At 64.4% G+C, this 22978-nt stretch carries 19 protein-coding genes; 8 read left to right on the forward strand and 11 right to left on the reverse strand.

Annotated features, from left to right (window positions below; all coding sequences use genetic code 11):
• Window positions 1-107: 107 nt before the first annotated feature.
• Window positions 108-1631, reverse strand: coding sequence for a HAMP domain-containing sensor histidine kinase (locus RCO24_RS08340; protein WP_308961379.1), 1524 nt, complete (start codon window positions 1629-1631; stop codon window positions 108-110).
• Between the two features lie 232 nt (window positions 1632-1863).
• A complete protein-coding gene (locus RCO24_RS08345; protein ID WP_308961380.1) occupies window positions 1864-3378 on the reverse strand; it encodes an FAD-dependent oxidoreductase in 1515 nt (504 codons plus the stop codon).
• Between the two features lie 145 nt (window positions 3379-3523).
• Here RCO24_RS08345 and RCO24_RS08350 point away from each other — a divergent pair, with 145 nt between their 5' ends.
• The 5 genes from RCO24_RS08350 to yihA all read left to right on the forward strand — a co-directional run bounded on the left by RCO24_RS08350 (window position 3524) and on the right by yihA (window position 7030).
• Window positions 3524-3781: a hypothetical protein gene (locus RCO24_RS08350; protein ID WP_308961381.1), complete on the forward strand. Its 258-nt coding sequence runs from the start codon at window positions 3524-3526 to the stop codon at window positions 3779-3781.
• A 4-nt stretch (window positions 3782-3785) separates the two neighbouring features.
• A complete protein-coding gene (gene rpmH, locus RCO24_RS08355; RefSeq protein WP_020083925.1) occupies window positions 3786-3920 on the forward strand; it encodes a 50S ribosomal protein L34 in 135 nt (44 codons plus the stop codon).
• A gap of 56 nt (window positions 3921-3976) precedes the next feature.
• Window positions 3977-4369 (forward strand): ribonuclease P protein component, encoded by a 393-nt coding sequence (gene rnpA, locus RCO24_RS08360; RefSeq protein ID WP_308961382.1) that lies wholly within the window; start codon window positions 3977-3979, stop codon window positions 4367-4369.
• A 132-nt stretch (window positions 4370-4501) separates the two neighbouring features.
• A complete protein-coding gene (yidC, locus tag RCO24_RS08365) occupies window positions 4502-6376 on the forward strand; it encodes a membrane protein insertase YidC (protein ID WP_308961384.1) in 1875 nt (624 codons plus the stop codon).
• A 6-nt stretch (window positions 6377-6382) separates the two neighbouring features.
• The gene (yihA, locus tag RCO24_RS08370; RefSeq protein WP_308961385.1) at window positions 6383-7030 is read left to right on the forward strand and encodes a ribosome biogenesis GTP-binding protein YihA/YsxC; all 648 of its coding nucleotides are present in this window, start codon (window positions 6383-6385) and stop codon (window positions 7028-7030) included.
• 5 nt (window positions 7031-7035) lie between these two features.
• On the opposite strand, the gene RCO24_RS08375 is transcribed toward yihA, so the two are convergent.
• On the reverse strand, window positions 7036-7533 hold the full coding sequence (locus RCO24_RS08375; RefSeq protein ID WP_308961386.1) for a DNA-deoxyinosine glycosylase: 498 nt from the start codon (window positions 7531-7533) through the stop codon (window positions 7036-7038).
• 38 nt (window positions 7534-7571) lie between these two features.
• Window positions 7572-9281: a Clp protease N-terminal domain-containing protein gene (locus tag RCO24_RS08380; protein ID WP_308961387.1), complete on the reverse strand. Its 1710-nt coding sequence runs from the start codon at window positions 9279-9281 to the stop codon at window positions 7572-7574.
• Window positions 9282-9658: 377 nt separating this feature from the next.
• Here RCO24_RS08380 and argB point away from each other — a divergent pair, with 377 nt between their 5' ends.
• Together argB and RCO24_RS08390 are read left to right on the forward strand one after the other, a co-directional pair.
• Window positions 9659-10630 carry an acetylglutamate kinase gene (gene argB, locus RCO24_RS08385; protein ID WP_308961388.1) on the forward strand — a complete coding sequence of 324 codons (972 nt, stop codon included), beginning with the start codon at window positions 9659-9661 and terminating at the stop codon, window positions 10628-10630.
• A gap of 1 nt (window position 10631) precedes the next feature.
• Window positions 10632-11390, forward strand: coding sequence for a pyrimidine 5'-nucleotidase (locus RCO24_RS08390; protein WP_308961389.1), 759 nt, complete (start codon window positions 10632-10634; stop codon window positions 11388-11390).
• 2 nt (window positions 11391-11392) lie between these two features.
• Here RCO24_RS08390 and RCO24_RS08395 read toward each other — a convergent pair whose 3' ends face one another.
• The 7 genes from RCO24_RS08395 to panB form a co-directional block, all read right to left on the reverse strand.
• On the reverse strand, window positions 11393-11851 hold the full coding sequence (locus RCO24_RS08395) for a DNA polymerase III subunit chi (RefSeq protein WP_308961390.1): 459 nt from the start codon (window positions 11849-11851) through the stop codon (window positions 11393-11395).
• A 298-nt stretch (window positions 11852-12149) separates the two neighbouring features.
• The gene (gene der / locus RCO24_RS08400; RefSeq protein WP_308961391.1) at window positions 12150-13532 is read right to left on the reverse strand and encodes a ribosome biogenesis GTPase Der; all 1383 of its coding nucleotides are present in this window, start codon (window positions 13530-13532) and stop codon (window positions 12150-12152) included.
• 135 nt (window positions 13533-13667) lie between these two features.
• Complete coding sequence (locus tag RCO24_RS08405; protein ID WP_308961392.1) at window positions 13668-15842, reverse strand: protein kinase; 2175 nt, start codon at window positions 15840-15842, stop codon at window positions 13668-13670.
• A 55-nt stretch (window positions 15843-15897) separates the two neighbouring features.
• Entirely contained in the window at window positions 15898-17223 is a 1326-nt protein-coding gene (locus tag RCO24_RS08410) for a trypsin-like peptidase domain-containing protein (protein WP_308961393.1), read from the reverse strand.
• A gap of 276 nt (window positions 17224-17499) precedes the next feature.
• Window positions 17500-18903 (reverse strand): PQQ-binding-like beta-propeller repeat protein, encoded by a 1404-nt coding sequence (locus RCO24_RS08415; RefSeq protein ID WP_308961394.1) that lies wholly within the window; start codon window positions 18901-18903, stop codon window positions 17500-17502.
• Between the two features lie 29 nt (window positions 18904-18932).
• Complete coding sequence (locus RCO24_RS08420; protein WP_308961396.1) at window positions 18933-19676, reverse strand: tetratricopeptide repeat protein; 744 nt, start codon at window positions 19674-19676, stop codon at window positions 18933-18935.
• A 299-nt stretch (window positions 19677-19975) separates the two neighbouring features.
• Window positions 19976-20857 (reverse strand): 3-methyl-2-oxobutanoate hydroxymethyltransferase, encoded by an 882-nt coding sequence (gene panB / locus RCO24_RS08425; RefSeq protein ID WP_308961397.1) that lies wholly within the window; start codon window positions 20855-20857, stop codon window positions 19976-19978.
• Window positions 20858-21234: 377 nt separating this feature from the next.
• On the opposite strand from panB, the gene RCO24_RS08430 reads away from it, so the two are divergent.
• The gene (locus RCO24_RS08430) at window positions 21235-22959 is read left to right on the forward strand and encodes a L,D-transpeptidase family protein (RefSeq protein WP_308961398.1); all 1725 of its coding nucleotides are present in this window, start codon (window positions 21235-21237) and stop codon (window positions 22957-22959) included.
• Window positions 22960-22978: the final 19 nt, after the last annotated feature.

Here is a 22978-nt window from a genome sequence, read left to right on the forward strand (position 1 = left end):
AATTGGGGCTTCCGAAGGCATTCCCGTGCGATGGGAGGCTGCTTCTGTGCCCCCGCCGCGCCGGGTCGGTTTTCGCTGCCACTCTGGCCGGACCGGCGATTCGCCGTTCAGCGGACGGTGCGATCGGGGAGCTCGATCAGGAACGTGGCGCCGAGGCCGGTGTCCAAAAGCTCCAGCTTGCCGCCGTGAACGCCCACCAGCTCGGACGCGATGGCGAGCCCCAGGCCGGAGCCGTCTTTGCGGGTCGAGGCCTGGAACGCGCGGAAGAGATTTTCGCGGGCGTGCTCGGGAACGCCCGGTCCGTTGTCGGACATCTGGACGAAAACCTTGCGTCCGTCCCGCCAAGCCTTGACCTGGATCTCGCCGCGATCGGTGTCACCCTGGCTTTCGATCGCCTGCACGGCGTTGCGCGTCAGGTTGCTCAAAACGCGGAACAGATGCTCGTGGTCGGCGTCGATCAGAAGCTGATCGTCGAGATCGAGCTTCCAGGCGATCTTGCCTTCGCGCGGAAGACCGAGGCCTTCGGCGACTTCTTCCAGCAGCGGCTTCAGGCGCATCAGCTCTCGGCGCGGTTCGGCTTCCTCGGCGCGTCCGAAGCGCAGCGAGCTGTTGCAGAAGTTGATGGCGCGATCGAGCGAGGCGATCAGCTTGGGGGCGAATTGCTGGACGGTCGGATCGGGGATCGCCGTCAGACGGTCCGATATCAGCTGGGCATTGGCCAGCATGTTGCGCAGGTCGTGGCTGATCTTGCTGACGGCGAGGCCGAGCTGGGCCAGCCGGTTCTTTTGAATGAGGGCTTGCGTCAGCTGGCGCTGCATATGCGCGAGCTCGCGCTCGGCAGTGCCGATCTCGTCGGCGCGTCCCGAAGGCGTGATGATGCGGCTCGCGTCCTCCGGGTTTTCACCGAAGCGCAGCATGTTGCGCGAGATGCGCATCATCGGACGCACGAGCAGCGCGCTGATCGCGAAATAGACGAGCGCTGCCGTCATCAGCGAGATGATGATCGACAGATAGACGATATTCATGCCGTAGCGGACCATCGCCCGCTTCAAAGGCTCCTCGGGCAGCACCACCTCGATGACGTCGTCTTGGCGCGGGCCGAGAAAACCGACGATGCGGATCAAGCGATCTTCGGGTGCGAAGAAGACTTTGATGGCGTCCTGGATCTGCGACAAGCGGAGCGCGATATCCTGCCCGATGGTGAGATCCGGCGGCTGGCGCAGATCGAAATGCTCGTCGATGGAAATCTCCGCTACGGGCGGTAGCACAAGCCGGCGGGCACCGCCGCGGCGGATGGCGACGGCGCGGACGAGGGCCGTGCGAACAAGCTCGTTTCGGAGTGCGGGCGGCACCGTGCGGCCGGGCACGGCTTCGGCGGCGAGGGCTGCGACGTTGGCGGCGGTCAGGCGATCGTTCAGCCAGCCGATGCGATAGTTCGCGATCGACGGCAGGAAGATCAGGATTTCCGCCAGCATGACGAACACCGCCGTCATCAGCAGCAGTTTTGCGGGAAGGCCGATGCGGAGCCAGCCGCGCTTGATCGCAGCGGCGCGCTCGCGCAGCCACGGCCAGACGGCCAGGGAGTGTTTCTCCGTCGTTTCGATCACACGCTCGTTCATATCGAGGGGCATGGTCACGCATCCCGCCTCTGGTCCCGCTCTGCTCGGCTTTGGGCGGACTTTTCAGGCCAGCTCCACAGCGTCGCGCCCCGCGAGACGAGGCTTGGCGGGATTCTGGCACTTCGCGCCGCGCATGTCACCCACGGTGGGAGCCTACAGCCTATCGATCCCGCGACATGGTCAAGCGGCAGGATCGGGTTGCTGTCGAGATTTCTTCCCTGAAGATATGGGGCGATAAGAGCAGCTAACCAAGCCTAGCAAGAAAATCTATGACCTTCCGGACGCTGCGCTTCGCGGGCAGGGTGGCGTACTGACGGAAAGCTGCCTGCCTTCCGATTTCGCCAAGCGTCGGATAGGGCGCGACGTAGCTGGTCATGGCCTTGATATGGAGGCGCTGGGCGATTGCCAGCGCCCAGATCTGGATCAGCTCGCTGGCGTTGGGACCGACGATGGTCGCGCCGAGGATGTAGCCCTTGGACGAGGTGACGACCTTGATGTGTCCGATCGTGTCGCGCTCGGCCTTGGCCCGATCGTTCTCCGCGAACGACGCACGCAGCACGTTCACCCTGTGCTTGGCGGCGCGGGCCTGATCCTCGGTCAGGCCGACCTGGGCAAGCTCGGGATCGGTGAAGGTGATCCAGGGAATGATCGAGGGATCGACCTTGGCCGGCTGCCAGAAGAGTGCGCGGCGCAGAACGATTTCGGCCTGGTAGCTCGAGACGTGGCTGAAGTGGGGGCCGCCGGCAACGTCGCCGATGGCGAAGACGCGGCTGTTCGTGGTTTTGAGCCCGCGATTGACGACGATTCCCTGCCTTCCGTACTTCACGCCGGCGGCTTCGAGGTTCAGCCCCGACAGGTTGGGCGTTCGCCCAGCGGCGACCAGCAGGTGTGAACCGTCGATGGCCTGGCTGCCGTGTGGGCCCGACACATGTGCGCGGACGTAGCCGCTCATGATCTCGACGCGCTCGACCCGCGTGCCTTCGCGAATGTCGATGCCTTCGGCGCGGAGTGCGTTGAGTGTGATGGCGGCGGCCTCGGGATCATCGCGGCCGAGCGCGCGGGCCTGCTCCAAGACCGTCACGCGGCTGCCGAGACGAAGGTGGGCCTGAGCGAGTTCCAGGCCGACCGGGCCGGCACCGATCACGATGAGATGGGGAATTTTACGGTCGACTTCGAAGATCGTTTCGTTGGTGAGGTAGCCGCCGGACTCAAAGCCGGGGATGGCGGGAATTTCGGGCGACGACCCCGTCGCGATGACAAAGCGGCGGGCGGTGATGCGATAGTCGCCGGCCAGCACGGTGCGTTTGTCGAGGAAGCGGGCGGCTCCCAGGATGACCTTCACGCCGAGCCCGGTGAGCCGTTCGACAGAGTCGTTCGGCGCGATGGCCGAGATCACGCTTTTGACGTGTTGCTGAACCGCGCGATGGTCGATCTGCGGCTCGACGGACGCGATGCCGAAGGGGGCTGCCGATCGCATGGCGGCGGCTCGCTTTGCGGTGGCGAGGAGCGCTTTTGAAGGAATGCTGCCGACGTTGAGGCCGCTGCCTCCCATCCGGTGGCGTTCGACAAGTACGACCTTGCGTCCGAAGGCGGCTGCCGCGATGGCGAGGGCTAGGCCACCGGAGCCGGCGCCGATCACGCAGATGTCGGTTGCGAGCGGCTCGCCCGCGATGGCGGCCGTATCCTGATTTCGGGCGGACAGGCTCGGGGCAGCCGGGGTGTTTTCGGCGGGCGAAGAGACAGAACTCGATTGGGACATTATGAGTGCTCCAGATGTGCGTCTTCGCCGGGGCGCGCGTCGGATCGGCTTGGCGGGGGCTCGAAACGGATGTGCGGTGCCGTTAACGATGTTGGGTCAGGAGGATTCCCTGGTCTCGCCTGTCTTTGCAAGGTATTCGAGGTATATGACCGATCGCGGCGAACAAACTTCACGCGGTTGCGTGCGCAAGGCGAGGCGCCGATTTTCCTTTTTCCGTGCGGCGCTTGCGGGTGAAGGTGACGACCGGCGCGGGGCTTCGCGGCTGGTTGACGTTATCGCCGCCATCTCAATTGACTTCGACCCTCGTGCAACTTATAAGCCCGTCCATCCCATCACGATCAGCTTAGGATGGCGCTTTTTGCTGCCGGCCGGCTGTTTCGCATTCGATATCGACTGGAGTTAAGCCCGTGAAACGGACCTATCAACCGAGCAAGCTCGTTCGCAAGCGCCGCCACGGTTTTCGCGCCCGCATGCAGACCGCCGGTGGCGTCAAGGTAATCGCTCGCCGTCGTGCAAAGGGCCGCAAGCGTCTTTCGGCCTAGTCCGCAGCGTGCTCGCGCGCGGCGCGGCGGTTTGCCCCTACGTTTGAGGCGTCGTCGTGGCGGTCGAAACGCTCAAGAAAAGAGCGGAATTTCTGAGACTTAGAGGGGGCGCGCGGTTTGCGACGCCCTCTTTCGTTCTGGAAACGCGGCCTCGTGTCGCCGCGACGAGCCGATCGCGAACAGCCGGCGAAGGCGATGGCGCCCGGTTCGGTTTTACCGTCACCAAGAAGCTCGGCGGCGCTGTCATTCGCAATCGGATCCGCCGCAGGCTCAAGGCCGCGGTCGGTCTGGTAGCTCCCGAGCTTGCGCTTTCCAACCACGATTACGTGGTGGTGGCGCGCCTTGCAGCGCTCGATCGGGAATTTGCCGAGGTCAAGAAAGACCTTGAACGGGCCCTCCATCGCGTGCATCACCCTGCGGCGGCTCCGCGCCAAGGGAAACGGCCGTAGGGATTTTTTGCGCGACCGCGCTCAAATCGCCCATATCCACAAGCGTCACGCGGGTTGTAAGAGAGCCAGTCTGAAATTTGCGGGCCGCCGCCCGTCGGCGTTCAGGGCGGCACCGCGGCATCCGAGGTCTTCATGAGCCAGCGCCCCGACGATCAAAAGAACCTTCTCATCGCCGTCATATTGTCGGTGGCGGTGATGCTTGGCTGGCAGTTCTTCTATGCCGGGCCGGCGATGAAGGCGCAGCAGGAGAAGGCGCAACGCGAGCGGGCGGCCCAACAGGCCGAAGCCGAGAAGGCTGCCGGCGCAGCACCCGCGGCGAATGCTCCCGCAACCACTCCCGGGGCCCCGGCACTTCCAGGCGCACAGCCGAGCCAGACGTTGTCGGCCGCGCTTTCGGGCACGCGGCCCGAGGTGCTTGCCAAGTCTCAGCGCGTGCCGATCGAAACGCCGTCGCTCAAGGGCTCGATCTCGCTCAAGGGCGGCCTCGTCGACGACCTCGTGCTCGTCAATTATCACGAGACGGTCGATCCCAAGAGCCCGAATGTCGTTCTGTTCTCGCCGCTCGGCGCGCCGAACGCCTATTTCGCGGAGTTCGGCTGGCAGGCCGCGGCCCGCTCGCAGGCACCCGTTCCCGATAGCGAAACTATCTGGCAGGCGGGTGCCAATGCGAAGCTCACGCCTTCGACGCCGGTCACATTGACGTGGGACAACGGGCAGGGGCTCAAATTCCTGCGCACGCTCGCGATCGACGAGCACTACATGATCACCGTCACCGACGAGGTTCAGAACACGACGTCGGGCGACATCGTTCTCACACCCTACGGCCGCCTTTACCGGTTCGGCCTGCCGCATACCTCCGGCTACGCGGTGCTGCACGAAGGTTTGATCGGCGTGCCGGGCGATGCCGGCCTGCAGGAAATTGCCTACTCGAAAGTACTCGAGGATGGCGGCGCCAAGACGTTCGACGGCAAGACCGGCGGCTGGCTCGGCATCACCGACAAGTACTGGGCGGCGGCGCTTATTCCCGATCAGAAAGCCACCTACGCCGCAAACTTCCGCGGGCAGCCGAAGCGCGGCAATTCTCCAGACATGTTCTGGACCGACTACAGCGTCAGCGGCCTTGTCGTGCCGGCCGGTTCCGATGTGAAGTCGGAAGCGCGCCTCTATGCCGGCGCTAAGCAGGTCAAGCTCATCGAGGATTACGAGGCGAAGCTCGGCATCACGAAATTCGAGCTGATGATCGACTGGGGCTGGTTCTACTTCATCACCAAGCCGCTCTATTACCTGCTCGATTGGCTCTACGGCATTCTCGGCAACTTCGGCCTCGCCATTCTGGCCGTGACGGTCATCGTCAAGGCGCTGTTCTTCCCGCTCGCCAACAAGAGCTACGAGAGCATGGCCAAGATGAAGAAGCTGCAGCCGCAAATGGAGCAGCTGCGCGAGCGCTACAAGGACGACAAGGCCAAGCAGCAGCAGGAGCTGATGGCGCTCTACCAGAAGGAAAAGATCAATCCTCTGGCGGGCTGCTTGCCGATCCTGGTGCAGATCCCGGTGTTCTTCGCGCTCTACAAGGTGCTGTTCGTCTCGATCGACATGCGGCACGCGCCGTTCTTCGGATGGATCCGCGATCTCTCGGCGGCGGATCCGACGTCGATCTTCAATCTGTTCGGCCTGCTGCCGTATGCGGTGCCGGAGTTCCTGCACATCGGTGTCTGGCCGATCATCATGGGTCTCACGATGTGGGTCCAGATGCAGCTCAACCCGCCGCAGCCGGATCCGATCCAGCAGCAGATCTTCTCGTACATGCCGATCCTGTTCACGTTCCTGCTCGCGGCGTTCCCGGCAGGCCTCGTGATCTACTGGGCGTGGAACAACATCCTGTCGATCGCGCAGCAGTGGTACATCTCTGTCAAGCAGGGCGCGGAGATCCATCTCGTGGACAATTTGAAGCGAACGTTTGCGCCCATAGGGCGATTGTTCGGCCGAAAAACCGAATCCAAGGGATAGCTCGGGATGAAGGACGCGGGGCTCTTCACGCCCGAGGATATCGAGGCTGGAGAGCGTCTCGTTCAAACGCCGTGGCAATTCGTCAAAGGCGTGGTGGCGCTCGACGGCTTGCCCGACGACGGCTGGCTGGAGGTTGCCTTCGCCGGTCGGTCGAACGTGGGCAAGTCGAGCCTCATCAATGCGACGGTGCGTAAGCAGGGACTGGCGCGGACCTCCAATACCCCGGGGCGCACGCAGGAGCTGAACTTCTTCATTCCTCAGGAAGCGCCGCTCTATCTCGTGGATATGCCTGGCTACGGCTATGCCAAGGCGCCGAAGGAAAAGGTCGCGACGTGGACGGCGCTCATCCGCGCCTATCTCAGCGGCCGGCCGACGTTGCGGCGCGTGTTTCTCCTGGTCGACAGCCGGCACGGCATCAAGCCGCCGGATCGCGAGATCATGGAGATGCTCGATGCGACTGCGGTTCCCTATCAGGTCATTCTGACCAAGGGCGACAAGATCAAGCCGCATGAACTCGATGCGGTGAAGGCTGCGACGGAGAAGGAGCTTTCCTCCCATCCGGCCGCCTTTCCGTTCGTGCTTGCTACCTCTTCGGAGAAGGGCTGGGGGCTCGAGGAGCTGCGCGCGACGATGGCCGCGATTCTGCGCGACTAGGCCGTCTAGAGTTCCAGCGCGGCGCGCCAGAGCGCGATCTTGCGCGCGAGGCTCATGCCGGCGTGAGCTGGGCTCGTCGATGGCAGCTGCGCGAAGCGCACTTCGCCCGGACAATGCGGGGCCGCGTATTTCCGGAAGCACGCTGCTGCCTTGCCGCCGTTGAGGCCGATCACCGCGATGCCGCGATGGGCGGCGAAGAAACCTGCGAAATCGTTCGGGTGTTCTTCGGTGATGTCGGAGTCGAGGCTGCCCGGGCGAATGCAGCTTTGCAGAACATCCCAGACGGCAATGTCGCGGTCGTTCAGGAGGCGCGTGCGGGTTTCGTACGGCTTGTCGGGGCCTGCACCTGCCAGCTCGCCCATGATGGGCCAGAACGCGTTGCGCGGATGGGCGTAGTACTGACCCGCCGCGAGTGAAGCCGCGCCGGGCATGCTGCCCAGGATCAGGATACGCGCCTTGGGTGTCGCTATCGGCGCAAAGCTCTGTACCGGCACCAGCTTCATGCGCGTCCGCGTTGCTTTCGTTGCCTGGCGGATCGCGCTCAAATGCCGAGGTACTTGGCGGCAAGCAGCCGCAGGATCAAGAAGCCGGTCTCGCCGAATTTGGCCAAGAGGCCGCCGACGACGGCAGCGAGGATCCAGCCCGTCCATTTGCCGAGCGTCCGCGCGTAGTTGACGGCGACCTTCACGTCGACGAGCTGATCGGGCAGCGCGGTTTCGGCCGTCATGCCATCGGAACCGACGGTGCGCGCGGAGACGATGAGCTGAAGCTGTCGGCGCCCGCGCGTGCGCGGGGTGACGGTCCAGCGCCAGCTTGCGAAATCGTCGCTGCCGAGACCCAGCACGTTCTCGATCCACTGCGTCTCGGGCGAGCGGTTCTCGACCGAGAAGCCGCCATCCGGCGCGCGCAGGCGGACCGACATGGCCTTGGTGACAACGACCTCGTGGCGGAACGCGGCACCGCCACCCTGAAGACCTTCGGCGAGCGCTTTGACGTCGGCACGGGCGATGCGGGCTTCGACGACGACCGGAATGCCGACGCGCATGCGACGCGGGATGTTCTCGACCAGCTGGCCGGCCTCAATGAGAGGCCAGGAGCCGACGAAGGGCCCGGAGCCTGCGCGGCGACGTTCCGCTGCTGGGGATGGCCCAGTTCGCGGGACGTCCTGCGGGGCAGATGGGCGGCCGCGCGCGCCGCCGAAGCGTGCGCTTGCCGGGATTTGGGCAGGTGCAGGTGGCGCCTCCGGCTCGGGCACATTCGGGTAAGGGCCTGGTGGCGGGATCGGCGCCTCCCAGTCTCCTTCGTCGAGGGTTTCGGAGGCTCCGGCGCGCTTGCGGATGTGGTCGGGGATGTCGCTATCGTGGCCGGCGCCGGGGCGCTCGCTGCCGAACGACGGCAGCTCCGGTTCATAGTCGTGAGCCGACGGCGCAGGCGCGGGCATCGGCGCAGGAGCCGCGACAGGGCGTGTCGGCGGACCACCGAGGTCGGGATAATTTGCGCGAGGAAGCGGTGCCGGAGGGGCCGGTTGCTGAACAGGAGCGGGGTGCGGTGCTGGTGCGGGCTCCAAGGCGGGCCCGGGCGGAGAGCGGCTCTGCAGGCGCTCACGCGCGGAGGCCAGAATTTCCTCGGTCGTCGCGGGTGTGGCGGGTGCGTTGTTGGGCGTGGCCGGCCGGGTCAGATCCGGTTTGGGCGGCTCGCCGAAATCAACAGGTGGCTGGTGGTGGTGCGACGGCTGAGGTTGCGGTTGCGGCGATGGCGCAGGAGCTTGGGCGGGCGTCGGCGCGGGTTGGGGCGTCGCGCGCTGAAGGGCGCGGATTGCCTCCTCGAACGTCAGGCCCTGTACGCGCAGAAGATTGGCGGCTGTGCTCTTGCCGTCTCCGACGATGGCAGCGAGCACGATGGCGCCGTTGATCTCGCGGCGGCGGCCCTGGCGCGCGGCTGCGGCGGCGGCTTCGAGGATGCGTCTCAGATCCGCCGAGATAGCGATCGGCTGGCCGCTCGTCGGCTCGATGCGGTCGTCGGAGCGGCCGAGGTAATCGGACACCTCGGCCGTCAGGCGGGTCAGATCGACGCTCGAGGATTTGAGGACGACGGTGGCTTCCGGGTCCTCGGCGAGGGCCAACAGCAAATGTTCGAGCGTCACTTCGCGGTGCGACTGAGCGGTTGCGTAGTCGGCGGCGCGCGTCAACGTCGCCGTCAGGTACGGCGACATGGGAATTCTACCGAGATCGTCGACGATCATGGTCGTCATTCAGGCTTCCTCTCGGGGGATGGCCCCCCAGCCGATGGCGCGGCGCTGAGGCCCGATCTTTCCGGGCCGAGCCGCTCGAGCGCCTCTCGGGGCGAATCTATCATGCAGGATATGACGTTATGATGCGAATGCGGGCAAGGTTGGACCTCAACGCCCGATAACTCAACGCGTAATCTTGGCGCGCGAATGTGTGGGAATTCCGTTGAGGCGGGCCCTCCACAGGTTATATGTGCTCGCCGTGGCGGCATGGTGGCCGAGCCGCCCGCCGCCTAGGGCGATTTGCGTCTTTTGACCAAATGCTCCGGCATCATAGATATCTCGGCCGATTGTGGTTGTTGGCAGGCAAAACGCTTTAGCGGCAGGGGTCCAGAGGGACGATGGCGAAGGTGACCGATACTCCGGGTGCGACGCATTCTCCGGCAGCAAACCAGGGCAGCTTCAATCCGAAAGAGATTTCGGCGCATGTCCAGGCGCGTATTCTGGCGGAAGCGCTGCCCAATATGCTGCGCTACGACGAGCAGACCGTCGTCGTCAAATTCGGCGGCCATGCGATGGGTGACCAGGCGCTGTCGGATGCGTTCGCCAAGGATATCGTCTATCTCAAGCAATCGGGCGTGAACCCCATCGTCGTGCACGGCGGCGGTCCGCAGATCGCGACCATGCTGAAGAAGCTCGATATCACCTCCGAGTTCGTGCATGGCCTCCGGGTGACCGACAAGCCGACGGTCGAGGTCGTCGAGATGGTGCTGGCCGGGCGCATCAACAAGGATATCGTCTCCGCGATCAACAAACAGGGCGGCAAGGCCGTCGGCATCTGCGGCAAGGATGCCAACCTGATGATCGCGCGCAAGATTACGCAGATGGCCGATCCGGCGAGCAGCGAGATGAAGGATGTCGACATCGGCTTCGTCGGCGATCCCTTGCACGTCAATCCGCATATCGTCGACGTGATCTCGAAGTCCGATCTCATTCCGGTCATCGCGCCGATCGGCATTTCTCCCGCGGGCGAGACGCTCAACATCAATGCCGACACCTTCGCTTCGGCGCTTGCAGCGCGCATGCAGGCCAAGCGTCTTCTGCTGCTGACGGATGTCGAGGGCGTGCTCGACAAGGAAGGCAATCTGATCGCCGATCTCACGATCGCAGAAGCCCAGGAGCTGATCCGTAACGGTACCATTACCGGCGGCATGATCCCCAAGATCGAGGGCTGCATCGAGGTCGTGGAAGCGGGCGTCGAGGCCGTCGTCATCATCAACGGCAAGGTTCCACACAGCGTGCTGCTCGAGCTTCTGACCGATCACGGCGCGGGAACGCTCGTCGGGCGGCGCAAGCCGAAAGCGAAGACCTGAGATGGGTGCGGCGGAGCTTAAAGTCCTGATGCCGAGGCTGGGGGCGGAGCCCCGCGGCTTCGCGCACACCGCCACCTGGATCTTCGACCTCGACAACACGCTCTATCCGGCGGAATGCAATCTGTTCGCGCAGGTGGATCACCGGATGGGTGAGTTCATCGCGCATTATCTCGGCGTGCCCTACGCACATGCCCGGCATCTGCAGAAGGCCTACTATCGCCAGTTCGGCACGACGCTCGCCGGGCTGATGACTATTCACAAGCTCGATCCGACGGAGTTCCTCGCCTACGTGCACGACATCGATCTCTCGGTGGTGCCGCAGTCGCCGGCGCTCAGGGCGCAGATCGAAGCTCTGCCGGGGCGGCGGCTCATTTTCACGAACGGCTCCGAACGCCATGCGGAGCGGGTGGCCGAGAAGCTCGGCGTGCTCGATCTGTTCGAAGGTATCTGCGATATCGCAGCGTGCGGTTATGTGCCGAAGCCCGAGGCCGAGGCGTTCGACCGCATGATCCGACGGCATGGAATCCGGGCGGGCGAGGCGGCGATGTTCGAGGACATGCCGATGAATCTCGTGGCGCCGCACGATCTCGGCATGACGACTGTGCTCGTGCATTCGAGCTATGTCGATCACCCGGTGCAGGAAAAAATGAAGGCGTGGACCGAGCTGCCGGACCACATCCATCACATGACGCTGGATCTGACGGGGTTCCTGAAGGGGGCAACGGGCAGCAGGCAACCGGCAGGCGAAAGCGATCGGTAAGGTCAGCCCTGCTTTTCCCAGCGGCCGTTTTCCGATTGGCGCCAGTAGGTCACGGCGCATCCGGCGGCGCGGGCTTCTTTCCATTGCGTGCGGGCGCGTGCGGTCGCTTCCGAATCCTGTCCGTCGAAGATGCAGACGATGCGCACGAACTCGTTGAAGCCCGTCATCTCAGCTCCATCCACCAGAAAGCGCACGCCGGCGCCGTTCGGGGTTTCGTTGCTGGTCGTGAGATAGATCGGCTGGCGGGAGGGATCTCCGTCGCGCGCGGTGCCGTGAGGCAGGAAGCTTGCGTCCGAGTAGGTCCAGAGCGCGAGATCGAGCGCTTCCAGGCGTTCGGCACTTCCGGATTGGACGACGGCACGCCAGCCGCGCTCGAGTGTGCGCTCGAGCAACGAGGGCAGCACGCGTTCGAGAGGCGCGCGCTCAAGGTGATAGAAAAGAACTTCCGCCGCTTCCGCCATTACGCCCTTAAGTGTCCGTTCGGGTGTCGGTGAACGAAGCTAACTCTAATTTATCGAAACTTGCGATCGGAAAGCCTCAGGCGGCCTATTCCCGTGCAATCCGACACTTATCAAAAATGGGGCCTTGATGTTGGGGGCCGCGTCCCCTATCTGTCTCCGTCCGGTGCGGCGCCATCTAGGGTGACGCCCGTGCGGGCGGTGAGGCTCGGCAGCATCTTCGGGTTCGCTGCCTTGCCCCCGCCCGCTGCGCTTCTAAACCTCTTCTTCAATTGTGCATCGCGCGGACGATTTGATGCCGCTATCGACGCCGCTTCGGCGCGAACGGGTTGTCGCCGCCGCGCAGGTTCAAGCGAATCGGCACGCCCGGCAGATCGAAGGTCTCGCGCAGGCTGTTGGTCAGGTAGCGCTGATAGGTTTTCGGCAGTGCGTCAGGCCGCGTGCAGAAGGCAACGAAAGTGGGCGGACGCGTCGACGGCTGCGTGATGTAGCGAATCTTGAGCCGGCGTCCCGAGGGAGCGGGCGGCGCGTGGCGCGCGAGCGCTTCTCCGAGCCAGCGGTTGAGCTGCGGGGTTGAGACACGGCGGTTCCAGACTTCCGCAGCCTTCACGACGGCGCGCAGCAGTTTATCGAGGCCCTTTTCGCTCGCGGCCGAAAGCGGGATGACAGCAACGCCTGGAACCTGCGCCAGGCCTTCGCCGATCTTGTCGAATAGCCCGTTCAAGACCTTCTGCTTGTCTTCGATCAGATCCCACTTGTTGACGGCGATCACCAGTGCGCGACCTTCCTCGGTCGCGAGCTCGCCGATGGTGAGATCCTGGTGCTCGAGGCCGCGGTCCGCATCGATCAGCAACACCACGACTTCCGCGAAGCGGATGGCGCGCACGGTATCGCTGGTGGAAAGCTTCTCGGCGAGATCCGTCACCTTCGCCTTGCGGCGAAGCCCTGCCGTGTCGAACAGCTTGATGGTTTGACCGTTCCAGGTGATGTCGCTCGACACCGTATCGCGCGTCAGGCCGGGCTCAGGGCCGGTGATCATGCGGTCTTCGCCGAGCAGCGCGTTCACGAGGGTCGATTTTCCGGCGTTGGGGCGGCCGACGATGGCAACGCGCAACGGCTTCTTTGGCGCGTCCGCCTCATCTTCGGCGTCGCTGTCGCCATCCTCGCGCTTCTTCCTCGGCTTGGGCTTCATGCCGAGAGCGGCAAGCGCGTCGCGTTCCAGGTCTCCGAGGCCGAGCCCATGCTCCGCCGAGATTGCGACCGGCTCGCCGAGGCCGAGCTTGAACGCCTCATAGAAGCCTTCGTCCGAGGTGCGCCCTTCGCACTTGTTGGCAATCAGCACGACGGGACGGCCGGACGCGCGCACCGTGCGGGCGAAGGTTTCGTCGGTGGCGGTGACGCCGTCGCGCGCGTCGATCACGAACAGGACGAGATCGGCCAGCGAAATGGCGGCTTCGGTCTGCTGGCGCATGCGATCGGCGATGGAGCCGCGGCTCGCGACTTCAAGGCCGGCGGTGTCGATGATCGTGATGGGGTGGCCGCCGAGCTCGGCGTCGCCTTCCTTGCGGTCGCGCGTGAGGCCCGGAAGATCGGAGACGAGTGCGTCTCGCGTGCCGGTCAAGCGATTGAACAGGGTCGACTTGCCGACGTTGGGCCGGCCGACGATGGCGATCTTGGGGATCATGATTTGGGGCGTTTCCGCTTTCAACTAATCAGGCTCTATGGCCTGAAACCGCGGGAAATGCAAAGCGTCGATGCGCGCACGCGGCAATCGGAGCCGAATGCTCCTTTCGGATGGTAAACGGCGTGTTCGGTGCCGTCACTCGTTCGGGGCGTCGTACTCGTTGGAGCCGTCCGAGCAGAAGTGCGTGATCAACTCGCAGTTCTTGCCGCCCTCGTTGCCACAGGCTTCGGTGGCGAGCGTCTTGGCCTGTTCGAGATCGGCATCGGTGGCCCAGCCAGACGCCCAATCGTTCTTGCGCTTTTCTCCGGCGTAAATCGCGAAGCACTGCTCCTTGAACGATGCGTAGTGCTCACAGCCGCCGGCTTCCGATTTCGACACGCAGATCGCCATCGCCTGCTGCTTGGCATCCGCCTCGGTGCCATAGACCATCGAGCGCCAGAGCATCGCGTTCGAATCCTTTGCAACGGCGCCCCAGTCGTCGATCCAGTAGAGGATGCCTGTGCCGCATTCGGCGGCCATGGCGCGATAGGCCGTCTCGAAGCCTTCGGTCGGGAAAGAGAGCTTCAGCGTGCCGCCATAAGCAGACGTTCCGGAGACGACAACCTCACCTTCGTGGTGCCGCAGCTGGCGGGTGGCGTCGCGCAACGGGTAGCCGTCGGCGTTGTCGCCCATAATGACGTCGTCCTTGTCGAATTTCAGCATTTGATGGCTAGTGCCGGCGGTCAGGCTGATGGGACTGCCGGTGTCGAACAGCTCGGATTTGCTCAGCGAGATGTCGATGGTGTCGCCGGTCGTGTCATCGGGATAGCTGCGCTTGCGGCCGATTTCCATGATCGGGCGGCTGATGAGACTCGAGCGGCCTTCGATGCGCGTCGCGCCTGTCGAGATCCGACACCCCTCCTGGCTTTGCTCGAAGAACCAGCGTCCGTTGGCGACCGAGCCCGGTACCGTATAGGGAGGAAGTTCGACGGTTTCCTCAAGCAGGCGATTGAGGGTTTCCTGATTGAGAGAGCCGCTCTTCGGCTGGCCGATGGCGCCTTGATAATCCTTCAGCGCCGTGCGGATGTCGGAGATGGACGCGGTTCCGGTGCCACGCAGGTGGCCAAGGCGGCGCAACACCAGCTCGACCCGGTTCCAGACAGCATCCGGGTTCTGCGCTAGGGCTGCGAGTTTCCGCTCGTCGGCGTTGCTTTCGACCACCGTCTCGGGTGTGGAGGTTCCGGGCGATTTCTCGTCGCCTGCGAAATAGCGGATGAGAAAAACGGCGGCCATTACGAGGGCCGCGCCGCGCAACACGTAGTCCGGCCACCTGAGGCCGCTGCTGGTAGGTTTCGGCGTGGGCTTGGCGGTGTCATCCTTGCCGAAGAAGCGGGTGGCGAGTGTCTGGATGCCGCGTGCGGGCTCGAATTTCGTCGCAACGGTTTCAGCGCGGCCAGAGGGGTTCGGGAGAAGTTTGCGGCGCCATTCGCGGATCGTCACTGGGCGCTGATCGGGGTCCGGCTCAAGGGCCCAGTCGACGGCGTTCAGGAAGTCGCTGCGGTAGGCGCCACGCGCGGCTTCTTTCGCGGATACGTAAGAGTCGTTGCGCATGCGTGTCAGCGCGTCGGGTGGCGGGCCGCCTGCGATCACGCTGTAGATGGTGGCGCCCAGCGAATAGATGTCGGACCAGGCGCCCTGCTGGCGGGTTTCGCGATCGTATTGCTCGATCGGCGAATAGCCGGGCTTGACGATGGCGGCGACGGTTTGTGTGCGCCGTGCCATGGCCTGGCGGCTCGCGCCGAAGTCGATCAGCACGGGGCTGCCGTCGTCGCGGATCAGGACGTTGTCGGGGGAGATGTCGCGATGATAGATGCCGCCGGCGTGGAGAGCTTCGAGTGCGTTCAAAAGCGGGGCGAGCAGCTCGTCGAGATCGCGCTGGGCCGGTGGCTTCGAGAAATAGTTTTCGAGGGTTTTTCCTTCCTCGAACGTCATGACGAAGTAGCCGGTGTCGTTCTCCTCGAAGTAGCGCATGCAGCGCACGATGTTCGGGTGCTGCAGACGGGCGAGGCGGCGGGCTTCGTCGATGAATTGCGAGAGGCCCCACTGGAACTGCTCGGCTTCGCCGCGGGTGCGCGGGCGCACGGTGACGGTGTTCGAGCGGCTCGCGAAGTCGCGCGGGAAGTACTCCTTGATGGCGACATCGATATCGAGTTTGACGTCGTGCGCCCGGTAGGTGATGCCGAACCCGCCCGCGCCCAGGATGCCGTCGATGCGATATTCGTCCGCGAGGAGCGTGCCGATGGGAAGAGCGAATTCGTGTTCCGAGTCCATGCGGCGTCCTGACGAGAAAAATCCGGCGGTTCAGCTTGCGGGAGACAACTGTTTTCTACGCACTTCGACCCAAATGGAACGTGTAGCCAACGGCGCCGAAGCGAACCCGCTGACCGGCTGGAACGGCTGCTTTCTTGATGCGTTCGGAGCCGACGAAGGTGCCGGCGCTCGAACCCAAATCCTCGATCCACAGCATCCCGGATTTGTCGAGCCACATGCGGGCGTGACGGCGGCTCACGCTTTCATGAGAGAGGACGACGTCACAGCTTCTTGAACGCCCAATGACAAGCGACTGGCCGTTGTCGAGCTTGTCGCGGTCGATGACGAACTCGGGGCCGGAGGCGCTCGGCATGAAGGTGAGTGCTTTCTCGCGGCGCTGGGGCGGCGGGGCGAGAGATTCTCGCTTTGCGCCGTCGCTTTGGCCGAAGCCAGCGCCGGCCGCGACGCGGCTGACGCGGTTTGCGACTGCAGTGAGCGGCTTGACGACAGCGGGGACGTCGCGGCGATAGGCGATCCAGAGTGAAGCTCCAGCCAGCAGCAGGCTCGCGAGAAACATCGGGACCACAAAGCCGGAGGAGGAGGCCGCGGTTATGGTGCAGGTACCTGAAACCACAGTCGGCGTGAAGCTCGCCACTTCGAGGAAGCGGGTGATTTCCTTCGGATGGATCGCATAGAACACGCCCTGCGGATCGCCCTCGACGGCGCGAATGGTGTTGACGCCGAGCACGCGGCCGCAACTGTCGATCAGTGGACCGCCGCTGTTGCCTTGGTTGATGGCGGCGGAGTGCTGCAGGGCCGGGCCATCGATGCTGCGGAAGTAGGTCAAGTTTCGCGAAGCGACGCCTTCGGTCCAGGTCGGGCGGTAGAAGTCCTCGTCCTCGATGCCGAAGCGGACCTGTTTCATCTCGCCGGTGCTTTTGTCGGCGAAGATGGCGAGGTCGGCGGTGCCGGGGAAGCCGATGGCGATAACGCGCGTCGTGGCTTTGGTTTCATAGCCGGCGAGGGGAAGCGCGCTGCCGGGGAGGTCACTCACGGCTTCCAGCACCGCGAGATCCTTTTCCGGCGAGCGGCGCAAAAGCTTGGCCTCGACGATCTTGGGCTTGCCATCGACGATCATCGCGAGATGGAAGCTTACGCCGCCTTCGACGACGTGATTGTTGGTTACGACGATCCGGTGGCCGTGAACGATCCAGCCGGTACCCATGCTGAAGCTGTTGGGGTCGCTTTGCGGGGCGATGACGCGGACGACGCTGGCTTCAATCGCCGACGTGTTGAAGGCTTCGGCTGCATACGAGGCCCCTCCCCACAGCACTGAAAGGGCAACGAGAAGCGCCGCAATCGGATTCAAGCCCAGGGCTCTCGCTGCGGCCGTGGTGGCCATGATGTGCCTCTCACTCGTGCGCGTCCCGAATTCCGGCGCGACATCCCAACATCGAAGACGATGCTGCGTGCCTCTTCTCGGAACGTTGGTTCGGGAAGCACTTCGGGAGGTCGCCCGAAAGTGAGTATAAATACAGAATCGTCGGAGCGGCTAGCGAGAGCGCACCATCCCGGCCGGATAAAACTCAAAAGAGATGAATGCCGGGGCCGGTCAGGCGTGCGCCGGTGAGAGCTTGGGATGTGCCCGAGAGGTATGGCGCCCGGCTGTTCGCGTCGCCTAGTTGAAGGCCACCAGCTTGGCGTCGTCGGTCAGTACATACATCTTGCCCTCGGCGACGACGGGCGAAATGTAAACGGCGCCGCCGACGCTCATCTGGCCGGTGACGCGGCCGGTCGCGGCCTCGACGCCCGCAAGCTGGCCTTCCTTCGAAGCAAGCCACAGGATCCCGTTGGCCAGGACTGGGCCGGACCATGCGTTGGAGCCGGGAAGCTTGGTCGACCACTGGACCTTGCCGTCGCGCCGGTGGATGGCCATCAGCTGGCCGGTGGTGTCGACGACGAAGACGCTGTCGCCGGCGACGTACGGCGGTTGCGTGCCCGGGACGCTCAACGACCACAGGCGCTCGCCGGTCTTGGCTACGGTTGCGACCATGCGGCCGCCGTGGCCCACCGCGAAAACGGTGCCGTTGTCGATGGCGGGGCGGGCAGCGTCGCTCATCGAGGCAAGCTGCGACGTAGTGCGGTTGCGCGACAGGCTTTCGGACCAGAGGCCGCTGCCGTCTGCCGTGCGGAGCGCGACGAGATCTCCCGAAGCGTAGGGCACGACGACAGTCTCGCCGTCTACGGCAGGGCTGGCATTGAGGCCGAGGCTCGCCTGCTGCGGCAGGCCACGCACGACCCACAGCTCGGTGCCGTCGGCGGTCGACAGGCAATAGAGCTTGCCCTCGACGGTGAGGACGTAGACGCGATCCATCAAGGTGGTGGGGGCGGCACGGATCGGAACGCCGATGGCCTTCTCCCAGATGCGCTTGCCGGTCGAAGGATCGAGCGCGATCACGGCGCCGAAGCCGCTTGCGGCATAGATGCGTCCGCCATCGGCAGCGATGCCGCCGCCGTAGCCGCCGCCATCGGCAGCGGTGAGGTTCATGATGTTCGACGTGATTGCCGAGAAGCCCGGACCTGACTTGTCGGTCGTGGGCTCCAGGGTGGCACGCCAAAGGGCCGATCCGCCCGAGGTCGAGAACGCGCTGACGGCGCCTTCCGAATCGAGGGCGTAGATGCGGCCTTCATAGACGATGGGGCTGGCGGTGACGCGGCCGACCTTCGAGGTGCCCTTGCCGGCGCTGGCGGTCCAGGCCTGCTTCAGCGTGCTCGCCGAGAGGGCGAGATGGCCGGGGGCGTTGTTCGGCTCGCCGCCGGGTTGCGCCCAAGCCACGTTGAGACGGGGCGGCGGCAGAACGATCGGCGCGCTGGCATCGGCAAGCTCGCCGACGCCCTTTTCCTGAGCGGGAATCACGGGGATGCGCTTGCCCGGAAGCGGGGGTGTGGTTTCCTTGAAGGGATTGAGCTCGCTCACCTTCGGCAAGCTCGGCAGGCTGTCAGAGCAGCCGCCAACAAGCAGGCCCGCCATAAGGGGCATAGCCCCCAGCGTTGCCAGCTTGCTCAAGCGATAGCGCATCATTTCCGAGCCTCCGGGACCGGGATCAGCCGTTAGGGAGCCGATGCGGGTTTCTCTGCCTCTGTCGTGGCACCGTCTTGGGCCGGAACTGTGCCTGATTTGGGTTGGGCCGCCAGCTCTGCGGTGGCGATCTCACCCATCAACCTGTTGATACGTTCGGAAGCGGCCTGGGAGAGCCCCGGTGTGGCGAGCAAAGGGCTGAGCGCGGCGCGGGCTTCATCGAGCTTTCCGGCCTTCAAGGCGGCGGTGCCGAGCAGTTCGCGCGCGGTAAAGCGCCAGGAGCTGTTGTCGCCCGTCAGGGGGGCGAGGCGGGTTTGAATCTCGGCGAAATCCGCTTCGCCCAGGCGCAGAGACGCGGCCTGCAGGCGCGCATAGTTCGCGAGCATCGGATCGGCGGAGGCGTTGGCCGCAAGCTTGTCGAAAACGGCCAAGGCTTCCGGGCGCTTGTCGAGCTTCAGGTAGGCGCCGGCCTGAGACAGCAGGGCGAGGGCGGCATAGCCCTTCGGCCCGGAGGCAGCGATGGCTTCGAAGGCCTTGGCGGCGTCTTCGGGCTTGCCGGATACGGCGAGCTTCGTCGCGGCTTCGAATTCCGCGCCGGCAGCCTGGGAGGCTGCAAGATGCCGGCTCTCCCAGATCTTGGAGCCCGCGACCACGGCGACGATCGCGACCGCCAGGCCGATGAAATAAATTCCGTAACGCTGCCAGAGCCTTGCGAACTGCTCCCGGCGCATTTCTTCTTCAACTTCGCGGAACAGCGCGTCGTTATTGTCGACCATAGAGCCCCGTGCCCCAATCTGTGTTTTGCGGGGTTCCGGCCGATCCGAAATTCTCGGTCCGGCGTCCCCCGTTGTGTCTCGTTCGATCCGGCCGGATGGTGGCTGGCCGGATGTTTGGTCCCACGGTTCCTGGCCGAGCCAAGAGCCGTTAGGCTCCGCTTGATAGCGCGGGAGCCCCGATCAGGGCAAATGGCGTGAACGAGGCAGCCCCCTAGGTGCCTCGCCGGGTCTGGAGGTTACCGCGTCCGCCGAGGCGTTGCGCCTCGGACCCTGCTTTCGCAGCTTTCTCCAAAGACCTTCTATGTGCTTAGCTTTTTCGGCTTTTTCGTGGCCTGAGGCGTGACGGTCAGCTGGCCGGTCGCCTCCTCCTTCATGCCATAGGAGTGTTCCTCGGCCGGAAAGCGGCGATCGCGGACGTCGTCGGCATAGGATTTGATGGCGTCTTCGATGGCGGTGGCGATGGCGCCGAACTTCTTGACGAACTTCGGTACGCGCGGGGACAGGCCCAGCATGTCTTCCATCACCAGGATCTGGCCGTCGCAGTTCGACGAAGCGCCGATGCCGATGGTCGGAACGGGAATCGCATCGGTGATGCGGGCCGCGAGGGGAGCCGGTACGGCTTCGACGACGATGGCGAAGGCGCCGGCTTCAGCGAGGGCGCGTGCGTCCTCCTCGATGGCGATCCATTCCTCGTGCGTGCGGCCTTGGGTTTTGAAGCCGCCGATCACGTTGATCGATTGGGGCGTGAGGCCGATGTGGCCCATTACCGGGATGCCACGTTCGACCAGATAGCGCGTGGTTTCGGCCATGCGCCGGCCGCCTTCGAGCTTCACAGCCCCGCAATCTGTTTCCTTCATGACGCGGGAGGCGTTGCGGAACGCAACCGACGGGCTCTCCTCGTAGGTTCCGAACGGCATGTCGATCACGACGAGCGCGCGCTTGGCGCCGCGCACGACGGCGCGTCCATGCACGATCATCATATCGAGGGTGACCGGCACCGTGGTCTCGAAGCCGTGCATGACCATGCCGAGGCTGTCGCCGACGAGCAGGAAATCACAGTACTTGTCGGCGATCGCTGCTGTGTGGGCGTGATACGACGTGAGCGAGATGACCGGCTTCACGCGCTTCATGGCGGTGATGTCGGGGGCCATCAAGCGGCGGGTCATCGGGTGCAGGGACATCGGGTTCCGGGCATCTGGTTTCGAGCCATTCCAAGCGACCCTAAACCCCGCAATGCGCGTGCGCCACTTGTCCTTTGATCGAGGGTCAATAGGAAGCGGTGCCCAATGTCAGAGCACGAGCTATCGGTCGCCGTTGATCCTGGGCCACACCGCCAAGTGAGATCACCAACTCGACGTGTCGCGAAATGGCTTTCGTGACTTTCGTCTGATAACCTTATTGCTCCGCTAACCGCGTGTTAGGCCAGCGTCGCTATTCCTTGTTGCAGCTATATATTTTTTAATCAAACCGCAGGGATGGTTGTATCGTGCCTCGATTGACCGGGACCCTTTTTGGCAAATCCTTGCCGTCGGCAGGGCTTCGCGCCACCAGTTTAGCTATGCTCGTTACCGTTTTTACGACGGGCGGGATCGCATTCAAGGTTCCTGACGCCGGGGCGCAGGGCGCGTACGGGTTCTGGGACTCGCCGCCGGCGCCCAAGATCCGCAAGGTCAAGCGTCCGCCGCCGTCAGTTACGGACGAGGCGCCGGAAAAGGTCTCCGGCAAGAAATCGAAGAATGAGGTTGTCGCCGACCGGCCGGTTTCCGGGCCGATGGTGATCAACGTCTCGCTCAGCCGCCAGCGGCTGGTTGCCTACGACGGGACGGAGCGGATCGCTGAATCGCCGGTGTCGTCGGGTCGCGTCGGGTATTCGACGCCGATGGGCGTGTTCTCGGTGCTCGAAAAGAAGCGGATGCACCATTCCAATCTCTACCAGAACGCGCCGATGCCGAACATGCAGCGCCTGACCTGGTCGGGCGTCGCGATGCACGCCGGCGCTCTGCCCGGGTTTCCGGCCTCGCATGGCTGCGTGCGACTGCCCCACGGTTTTTCCAAGAAGCTGTTCGGGATGACGAAGGCGGGCACGCGGGTGATCATTTCACGTGACCCGGTGGCGCCGATTTCGTTTGCGCACGAGCGGCTGTTCGCGGCCTACCCGCCCGAGGACGAACTCGTCACGGGCAGCGCGGGCGTGAAGCTCGCCGATGCTTCGAAAGCCGCGAGCGAGCCGCGCGGGAGCGCGGTTTCGGAAGCGCTGGGCGTGACCACCGCCGCCGCGGCCGGTGTCGAGGATTTGGCGCACCCAGGGGTTCGTCCGAGCTACCGTGAGCGTCGTCGGGCGGAAACCGAAAAGCTGACCGCCGAGATCCGAGCGGCCGGATACGAGAAGGCCGACAAGGCGGCCATTCTCGCTCCGTTGCAGGACGCGGCGCAGAAGGCCAAGGAGCCGCTGGTCGCGGCCCGGGCCGAAGCCGAACGCGCGGACGAAACACTGCGCAAGCTCGAAGGTGCGCGGGCCAAGGCCGAGCGCGAGATTGCGGTGTTGCAGGCGCCCGAGCCCGAAGAGACGGGGAAGAAAAAGCGCAAAAACAAAAAGGCCATGGATCCGGCCAAGCGCGAGGCGCGCGTTGCCGAATTGACTGAGGAGCTTGCGGAGCTGCCGACCGAGACTGCGGCCGCACGTGTGGCGTCCGAGGCCGCGAATGCGCGCCTCGCCGAGGTTCTCGAGGTCGCCAAGGAAGCTGAAGCCAAACGCCGTGCGGCGATGACGGAGCTGATGCAAGCCAACTCCGAATTGGCCAAGCTTCAGGAGCAGGAGCGCGCCGCGAAGCGGCTGGAAGCCAAGCGCAGTCTGCCGATAACCGTGTTCATCAGCCGCTCCAAGCAGCGCCTCTATGCGCGCCAAGGCTATGAGACGATTTTCGAGGTCGAAGTGAGCTTCGATCGTCCGGACGAACCGGTCGGCACGCACGTGTTCACGGCGCTGGATTACACGGACGCGAAGACGGCGATGAAGTGGAGCGCGGTGTCGATCCCCTATGATCCGTCGCGGTCTGCCAGGAAGAAGGACAAGTCGAGCAAGGCCAAGCAGCCGGAGCAGTCGGTCGCGGTCGATCTCAGTAAGCAGACGCCTGGGGCAGCGCTCGACCGCATTACGATCCCCGAAGATGCGCGCGAGCGGATCGTCGACGTGATGAAGCCTGGATCCTCGTTGATCATTTCGGATCTCGGGGTCAGCAATGAAACGGGCGAGTATACGGACTTGATCGCGTCGATCCGTTGATCCCCAGTCGGCTGGGACG

Source organism: Hyphomicrobium sp. LHD-15, from assembly GCF_031157355.1.
Lineage (GTDB): Bacteria > Pseudomonadota > Alphaproteobacteria > Rhizobiales > Hyphomicrobiaceae > Hyphomicrobium_C.

Coding starts and splice junctions, on each gene's coding strand:
- RCO24_RS08340 (WP_308961379.1), bottom strand. CDS start 1,631: ATGCCCCTCGATATGAACGAGCGTGTGATCGAAACGACGGAGAAACAC.
- RCO24_RS08345 (WP_308961380.1), bottom strand. CDS start 3,378: ATGTCCCAATCGAGTTCTGTCTCTTCGCCCGCCGAAAACACCCCGGCT.
- RCO24_RS08350 (WP_308961381.1), top strand. CDS start 3,524: ATGACCGATCGCGGCGAACAAACTTCACGCGGTTGCGTGCGCAAGGCG.
- yidC (WP_308961384.1), top strand. CDS start 4,502: ATGAGCCAGCGCCCCGACGATCAAAAGAACCTTCTCATCGCCGTCATA.
- yihA (WP_308961385.1), top strand. CDS start 6,383: ATGAAGGACGCGGGGCTCTTCACGCCCGAGGATATCGAGGCTGGAGAG.
- RCO24_RS08375 (WP_308961386.1), bottom strand. CDS start 7,533: ATGAAGCTGGTGCCGGTACAGAGCTTTGCGCCGATAGCGACACCCAAG.
- RCO24_RS08380 (WP_308961387.1), bottom strand. CDS start 9,281: ATGACGACCATGATCGTCGACGATCTCGGTAGAATTCCCATGTCGCCG.
- argB (WP_308961388.1), top strand. CDS start 9,659: ATGGCGAAGGTGACCGATACTCCGGGTGCGACGCATTCTCCGGCAGCA.
- RCO24_RS08390 (WP_308961389.1), top strand. CDS start 10,632: ATGGGTGCGGCGGAGCTTAAAGTCCTGATGCCGAGGCTGGGGGCGGAG.
- RCO24_RS08395 (WP_308961390.1), bottom strand. CDS start 11,851: ATGGCGGAAGCGGCGGAAGTTCTTTTCTATCACCTTGAGCGCGCGCCT.
- der (WP_308961391.1), bottom strand. CDS start 13,532: ATGATCCCCAAGATCGCCATCGTCGGCCGGCCCAACGTCGGCAAGTCG.
- RCO24_RS08405 (WP_308961392.1), bottom strand. CDS start 15,842: ATGGACTCGGAACACGAATTCGCTCTTCCCATCGGCACGCTCCTCGCG.
- RCO24_RS08410 (WP_308961393.1), bottom strand. CDS start 17,223: ATGGCCACCACGGCCGCAGCGAGAGCCCTGGGCTTGAATCCGATTGCG.
- RCO24_RS08415 (WP_308961394.1), bottom strand. CDS start 18,903: ATGATGCGCTATCGCTTGAGCAAGCTGGCAACGCTGGGGGCTATGCCC.
- RCO24_RS08420 (WP_308961396.1), bottom strand. CDS start 19,676: ATGGTCGACAATAACGACGCGCTGTTCCGCGAAGTTGAAGAAGAAATG.
- panB (WP_308961397.1), bottom strand. CDS start 20,857: ATGTCCCTGCACCCGATGACCCGCCGCTTGATGGCCCCCGACATCACC.
- RCO24_RS08430 (WP_308961398.1), top strand. CDS start 21,235: ATGCTCGTTACCGTTTTTACGACGGGCGGGATCGCATTCAAGGTTCCT.